The 7,190-nt window shown below is 68.8% G+C and carries 4 protein-coding genes; all 4 read right to left on the bottom strand.

Annotation, left to right across the window (positions count from 1 at the left end; all coding sequences use genetic code 11):
* Positions 1-129: 129 nt before the first annotated feature.
* Positions 130-906: an SDR family oxidoreductase gene (locus ABT061_RS33140; protein WP_350925434.1), complete on the bottom strand. Its 777-nt coding sequence runs from the start codon at positions 904-906 to the stop codon at positions 130-132.
* 139 nt (positions 907-1,045) lie between these two features.
* Positions 1,046-1,888: an SDR family NAD(P)-dependent oxidoreductase gene (locus tag ABT061_RS33135; RefSeq protein WP_350925432.1), complete on the bottom strand. Its 843-nt coding sequence runs from the start codon at positions 1,886-1,888 to the stop codon at positions 1,046-1,048.
* 186 nt (positions 1,889-2,074) lie between these two features.
* Positions 2,075-2,959 (bottom strand): helix-turn-helix transcriptional regulator, encoded by an 885-nt coding sequence (locus tag ABT061_RS33130; RefSeq protein WP_350925430.1) that lies wholly within the window; start codon positions 2,957-2,959, stop codon positions 2,075-2,077.
* Positions 2,960-3,556: 597 nt separating this feature from the next.
* A complete protein-coding gene (locus tag ABT061_RS33125; RefSeq protein ID WP_350925428.1) occupies positions 3,557-7,126 on the bottom strand; it encodes a family 78 glycoside hydrolase catalytic domain in 3,570 nt (1,189 codons plus the stop codon).
* Positions 7,127-7,190 lie beyond the last annotated feature (64 nt).

The raw sequence follows: 7,190 nt of genomic DNA, 5'->3' as shown, positions 1-7,190 counted from the left end.
GGGGCGGGGCGGGGGGTTGTTTTGGGGCGCCGTTTGGCTGGCGGGGTTTGGGGGGGGGGGGGGGGGGGGGGGGGGGGGCGCGGGGGGGGGGGGGCCCGCCCCCCCCCCCCGCCATGGTGTGCCGGTCGGCTAGATGGCCTGGGCGGTGGGCAGGATGGTGATCTCGGTGAGGTTGACATGGCGGGGCACGGCGGCCATGAACGCCACGGTCTCGGCAATGTCGTCGGACTGCAGAACGTCGATCTGGTCGATGAGATCGGCCATGAGCTTGCTCGCGTCCGGGTCGGTGACGTGATCGGGCAGCTCGGTGTCGACCATGCCGGGTTCGATGGTGGCCACGCGGATGTTCTTACGGCCGAGCTCGACGCGCAGCAGCCGGGTGAGGTGGCTGATGTAGGCCTTGGTGCCGGAGTAGACAGAGAACTTCTCCAGGATCCGGGTCGCGGCGATCGAGGATGTGGTGATGAGGTCGGCCGGCTTGCCCGCTTCGGCGGCAGCGGTCAGGTGCGGCACGAAGGCGCCGATGACGTTCATGACGCCGGTGATGTTGAGGTCGATCTGGCGCTGCCAGTCGTCCTGACGCAGGTCGGTGATCGGGGAGACGAGCTGAACGCCGGCATTGTTGAAGACCAGGTCCGCCTGGCCGAACCGCTCGGCGATCTGGTGGGCCGCAGCGTGGACGGCGTCGCGGTCGGTGACGTCGACGGGCACCGCCATGGCGGTGCCTCCGGCGGCATGGATGCTCTCGACGAGCGCATCGAGTTTGTCCTTGCGCCGGGCGAGCACGGCGACCTTCGCCCCGAGCTCGGCCAGGCGGGTCGCGGTGGCGGCGCCGATGCCGCTGGAGGCGCCGGACACGACGGCCACACGGCCGGCCAGCGGCGTGCCAGTGAGCAGAGCGGACATGACATGTACCTCTTTCAGGGATGTTGTGAAGCTTCCAGTGGTGCTGTGGAGCAGGGCCCGGCCATCGAGGGCCGGTGAGGCGGCACGGTGCGTTGCGGGCAGATCGGCGCCGAGACGGGGCCGTGCGATCGGCCGGGGGTCAGGCGGCGACGTCGTCGTGAGCGGTGGCGGCGGACTTGGCCCGCCAGGCGTTCAGGTCGTCGTGGATCTGATCGAGCTTGACCTGAAGCCGGTCGATGGTGTCGGGCCCGAGGTACAGGTGGGTGGGCAGCGTGTCCTGCGTGGTCACCTCGTAGATCAGGGCCGCGCCCTTGACCGGGTCGCCGAGCTGCGTGTGGCTGGCCGTCGCGGCCCACTCGAGCGTCATATGGGCAGGGGTGCCGTTGTAGGCGGCGATCCTGTTCGCGGCCGTTGACAGCGAACTGGCGTCCAGGAAGTCGGTGCGCAGCACGCCCGGCTCGACCACCATGGACTGGATGCCGAACGGCGCCAGTTCCTTCGACAGTGCCTCGCTGATCCCGGCCACGGCGAACTTCGAGGCGTTGTACATGCTCACCCCGGGCTCGCCCTCGAAACCGGATCGAGAGCCGATGTGCACGAGTTTGCCGGATCCTTGACGACGCATGACGGGCAGCACGGCGCGGGTCATGTCGATGAGGCCGAAGACGTTCAGGTCGAACAGAGAGCGGGCCTCGACGTCGGTGATCTCCTCCAGGGCGCCGAGCAGGCCGCGGCCGGCGTTGTTGACCAGCACGTCGATGGCGCCGAACCGGTCGGCAGCGGCCTGGACGGCGGCGGGGATGGCCGCGCCGTCGGTGACGTCAAGGGCGACGGTGAGCACGTTGCCCGCCTTGTCGAGGTCCTCCGGCACGCGGTCCGGGTTGCGCACCGCGATCACGACGTTGTCGCCCTTGTCGACGGCGGTGCGGGCGATCTCGGCGCCCAGGCCGCGGGATGCTCCGGTGATGAACCAGGTGGTCATGACGGTGTCCTTCGTTCCGTTCCCTTTGGCTGACACGGATGAGTTTGCCGAGGTCAGCGAGGTGGAAGAAGGTCACGGGTTTCCTGGGAGTGGCTTACCTAGGAACCAGGGCGGACCGGGCCCATGGACGTCGAAGAGGCCGGAGCGTGGCCCCGGCCTCACAGTGTCCTGCCAATTGCTCGCCGCCTAGCCTGGCCGCTTGTCCCCGGCCGCGAGTGCGTCGTCGGCGGCCTCCAGCGTGCGGGCCATCGCTTGGTCGGCCCGCGTCCGTAGCCGCCCGAACGCGGCGGCGGTCATGGAGGCGGGCTCGGCCTGGTAGACGACGAGCTGCTGGTGGGGGGCACCGTTGACGGTGAACGCGGAGAACAGGATGTGCAGGTCGCCAACGTGTGGGTGGCGCAGGTGCTTGCCCTCCTGCGTCTTGGGCTTCACATCGTGGCGGCCCCACAACCTGGCGAACTCCGGGCTTCCGGCCGACAGTTCCTCCACCACCTCGCTGAGCCGCACGGACTCTGGATCGTGGCTGTAGGCGGCGCGCAGCTCAGCCACGCAGGAGTGCGCCGCCCGCTCCCACTCCTGGTAGAAGTCACGCCCCGCGGGGTCGAGGAATACCATGCGAGCCAGGTTGTCAGCAGGGGCGAAACCTTCGTGCAACGCGGCGGCCAGGGTGTTGCACGCCAAGATGTCCAGAGCCGGGCCCAGCGCGAACGCCGGAGAGGTGGACCAGCTGTCCATGAGCTGTAGCAACTGCGGGCTGATGGATGTGCCTTGGGCCCGGCTCCAGGCACGGGCCGCCGGTGGCTGGACCAGCCGCCACAGATGCTCGGTGGCCGCCGGGTCGAGCAGCAGTGCGCGGGCCACCGCCTCGACCACCTGCGGAGACGGGCTGGACTCGCGTCCCTGCTCCAGCCGCACGTAGTAGTCGCTACTCATCCCGGCCAGCATCGCCACCTCTTCACGCCGTAACCCCTTGACCCGCCGGCGCCCGTACTCGGGCAGCCCCACATCCTCAGGTTTGAGCGCCTCGCGACGGGCGCGCAGGAAGTCGCCCAAGGGCGTGCCGGCGCTCATCTGGCCACGACCTGGCAGCCGCATGTCGCGGCCGCGCCGAGGTGCCCGTCGCTTACCCGGTTGCGGTGTCGTGCTGCAGGCCTGTACATGGATTCCTCTCCGTCAAAGGGCGATCTGACCGCCATCGACGACGTGGACGCCGCGGTGCGAGCAGTTGCCGCTTAAAAGGTAATCGTGATCTTGCCTTGGACGTGGCGTTCGGCGAAGAAGGAGTTGGCGCCGGAGATCCGAGTCGGCTGACCGGACAGCACGTTTCCCGGGTTCGACACTGCACCCGATGTCTTGTGTATGGCTGTGGGACTCACCGTCCGTGACGTCGGCGAGTAGTTCAACCCGGCCACCGCGGGCGGAGCCGCGGCATCCGCCCCGGGAGAGGCCTGAGCCGGGCTCGCGGCGGCGAGCAGGCTCGCGCTCAACAGGAGGAGCACCCATCGCCCGCCGATATGGCTAGCGGCCGGCCTGTGCATGTTCTACCTCCGCTTTCTGTACGGGCCGATGACGCCCTGGCTGTAGAGCCACACCGCCTGTCCGTTTCAGCCTGTTCGGGCAACTCTGCTTCGCCGGACGCATGGCCGGGCGAGCCGGTCACATGCTCGGTCATGAGGTCTCTCCATTGAAGGTGTGGCTTCCGGAGCCGATCTCGTGCCGGATGCCGGAGGGCAGCTCGACGGTCGCGAGCGCCCCGACCGGCACCGTGACGTGGAGCGTGAACCTGCCGCTGTCGCGCTTCCATCTCACGGACACTCGACCGTCCACCGTCTGAGTCGAGGCCTCGACGTATTTCAGATCGCCCAAGAACCGCGGCGCGACCCTGATCCGGTCGCGTGTCACGTGGAGCCCGGCCAGGTCCTGGAAGAACCACTCCCCGATGGCGCCGCCGAGAAACACGTGGTCGCGCGAGCGGGCGTCGAGGTCCCACCGCTCCCAGAGGGTGGTCGCGCCGTTGTCGGCCCAGTAGCCCCAGCTCGGATACGTCCGCTGGTTGGCCACTCTGTAGGCCAGCTCGCCGTGACCTCGCTTGGTCAGCTCGGTCAGCAGGTACTTCGTGCCGAGGGCGCCGGTATTGAGGTGGTCGCCGCGCGCTTCGATGTCCCTGACGAGCCGGTCAGTGATCGCCTTCTCCTGGCCGGCCGGCGCCAGCCCGAGCGCCAGGCCGATAAGAGCCGACGTCTGCCGATAGTCGGGGTCGCTGTTCGTGACGTACGCGTCGCCGCGCAGGAACTCCCGGTTGAAGGCGTCCTTCATCTTCGCCGCCGCTTCTCGGTAACGTGCCGCGTCGGCACGCTCCCCGAGGACCTCCGCCGCGTCGGCGACGATCAGCGTATTGGAGTAGGTGTACGCGGTCCCCGCCAGCCTCATGTCCTCCGGGCTGTTGCCGCCATAGCCGGGAGCCAGGTAGTCGTTGAGCGTGCTGGGGTACAGGCCTGTAGTGGAACGCTTGAGCCAGCCGTCCAGGTATCTCCGCATCTCCGGGTAGTTCTCGGCGAGCAGGTCACGGTCACCGTAGCGCTGGTACATCAGCCACGGGATCACCGTGAAGGAGGCCTGCCACGGCGGCGATGGCCAGCCTGCGCCAAGCCCCCAGCCGTTGTCGGGGACGATCGCCGGGACAAGCCCGTCAGGCCCCAGGCTGTCGCGGTGGTCGGTCATCCACTTGGTGAACTGGCGGCGCAGGTCGAACTCCGATGTCTCCATCGCCGCCATGAGCTGGGCATCACCCGTCCACCCGTTCTTCTCATACATCGGAGTATCGGTGGGGATGCCGTGCCAGTTGTTGAGCACGGTCTGCCTGGTCATGGCGTTGATCTGGTTGAACAACGGGTTGGAGCTGCGGAACGTGCCCACCGACCGCAGGTCGGAGTGCACCTCGCGGCCGTCCAGGTCGCCGGCGGTCGGCGCGTCTCCCGGCCAGCCGGTCACCTCGACGTACTGGAATCCGTGGTAGGTATAACGGGGTTCCCAGGTCTCGGTCCGGTCCTTGCCGGCGAGGACATACTCGTCGATCTGGAACCGGCCGGTGACATGCCCACTGGCAGCCAGCACGGTGCCGTCCGCGTTGAGCCGCTCGCCGTACTTCAGCCTGATCGTGGTCCCCTTCGGGCCGTGCGTACGGATCCGCGCCCATCCCGCGATGTTGCGCGGCAGTTTGAAGACGTACGTCCCCGGCTTGGGCTCGGTGACGGACTCCGGCCGCAACGTGTCCGTGACCCTGATCGGCTCCTGCTCCTGCGGCACGAGTTCTCCCTTGGGAGCCGGTACCACCTTCGCCGCCGCCCATGTCGAGGCATCGAACGACGTGGTGTCCCAGCCGCGCTGTTCCTCGCGAGCGTCGTAGGTCTCTCCGCCGTAGAGCGAGTCGAAGCGGACCGGGCCTTGCGCGTAGCGCCACTGGCCGTCGGTGGCGATCGACTCGGTACTGCCATCGGTGTAGGTGACCACGAGGTCGGCCTTCAGCCGGGGTTCGCCGTTCCAGGCCGTGCTGTCCCAGTCCCAGACGTTTCTCTGGGTCATGCCGTAGAAGCCGCGGCCGAGCCGGGCGCCGATCACGTTGCCGCCCTCACGCAGCAGTTTCGTGACGTCGTAGGTGACGTACTGCAGGCGCGTGTCGTAGCGGGTGAAGCCAGGCTGCAGCACCTGGTCGCCGACGCGGCGGCCGTTGAGGCTCAGCTCCACATAGCCGCCGGCCGCCGCGTGCAGCCTGGCCTGGGCGATGGCTTTGCCGACCCGGAAGGCACGGCGGAGCAGCGGCTCCGGCAGGGTTTCCCGTTCGGGGACGACCTTGCCCCAGGGACCGTCGCCCCAGGTGGCCAGGTGCTTGGCCGCCCCCCACAAGGAGTCGTCGAAGGTCGCCGACGTCCAGCCGGCAGACGGTTCGGTGTCAGTGGTGCGCCACGAGGCGTCCGTGTCGACGACGCCCTCCAGCCTCCCCAGCAGGCCCGCGGGCCCGGGCCTGCCGTTGATCGCCTTGACCGCGATCACATTCCGGCCCTGGCGCAGCTTGTCCGCCACGTCGACCACGATCGGCCGTCGCCAGCTGTCCTGCGTGGGGTCGGGGTTCGTGGCGCCGACTTCGACGCCGTTGATCCAGGCGGTGAAGCCGTCGTCCGCAGTCATCACCAGGCGGGCCACCTCGGGGATCGCGGCAACGTCGAACGTGCGGCGGAAGTATCGGGTGGCGGCGGGCGCGTGCGCGGCGGGGTCGCCTTCCGGATACCAGATCCAGTCGGTGCCGGTCAGATCCGGCGTGCCGGTGCCGCGTGCGGGCTCGGGCACGACTCTGCCCCACGGGTCGCCGCCCCAGGTGGTGAGTTCCCTGGCCGCCGCCCAGGAGGAGTCGTCGAAGGCCGCCGACGCCCAGCCGGCAGACGGTTCGGTGTCAGTGGTGCGCCAGGAGGCGTCCGTGTCGACGACGCCCTCCAACCTGCCCAACACCCCAGCGGGGCTCTGACCGCCGTTGATCGCCTTGACCGCGATCACGTTCCGGCCCTGGCGCAGCTTGTCCGCCACGTCGACCACGATCGGCCGTCGCCAGCTCTCCAGTCGAGGATCGGCGTCTCTGGCGCCAACCTCGACGCCGTTGACCCAGGCGGTGAAGCCATCGTCGACGGTAAGGATCAGCCTGGCGGTCGATGGCACCTCCGTTAGGTCAATGGATTTCCTGAAGTATCGGGTGCCTGTGGGGGCGCTTCTGAGAGGGTCGCCCTCCGGGTACCAGATCCACTTGGTGCCGGTCAGATCGGGCGGGGCGTCCGGAGTCCCCGGCGCACCGATCCAGGCCCCGTGCACGGTGGCGGGGGCGGTCTCGAACCAGGACTTCCCGCTCCAGGCCGACCAGGTTCCGTTCATGTCCGCGGCCTTGACCCGCCAGGTGTAACGGGTGGCGGGACGCAGCGGCGGCCCGGCGTAGCGGATGTCGTAGTGGCTCTCGCTCTTGACGGCACCCGAATTCCAGACTCGGCGCCCGCCTTCAGAGATCTCGACCTCGTAGGCCGTCTGCTTCTGGCCTTTCCGCTCGGCGCGCAGCAGCCAGCCCAGCCGCGGGTTGGTCGCGGCGACCGCGATGGGGGCCGGGGCCTGCTCGGTCTCCAGGTCGGTGACGCGAAGGTCGGTGTGATTCGGCACGATCACGTTGGTCAGGATCAACGCCGCAGTTAAAACAAGCTTCATGCTCCCCATCCCGCTTGCGACGCGCCGCCCACTCGGTCGGCGCAGGTTTGCGCGAAGTATTCGG

Origin of the sequence: Streptosporangium sp. NPDC002544, from assembly GCF_040295965.1 — a bacterium.
Classification (GTDB): domain Bacteria; phylum Actinomycetota; class Actinomycetes; order Streptosporangiales; family Streptosporangiaceae; genus Streptosporangium.
This window is presented reverse-complemented; position numbering and strand designations above follow the sequence as displayed.

Excerpts from the sequence above, each read along its gene's own strand:
- ABT061_RS33140 (WP_350925434.1), bottom strand. The coding sequence starts at position 906 with ATGTCCGCTCTGCTCACTGGCACGCCGCTGGCCGGCCGTGTGGCCGTC.
- ABT061_RS33135 (WP_350925432.1), bottom strand. The coding sequence starts at position 1,888 with ATGACCACCTGGTTCATCACCGGAGCATCCCGCGGCCTGGGCGCCGAG.
- ABT061_RS33130 (WP_350925430.1), bottom strand. The coding sequence starts at position 2,959 with ATGAGCGCCGGCACGCCCTTGGGCGACTTCCTGCGCGCCCGTCGCGAG.
- ABT061_RS33125 (WP_350925428.1), bottom strand. The coding sequence starts at position 7,126 with ATGAAGCTTGTTTTAACTGCGGCGTTGATCCTGACCAACGTGATCGTG.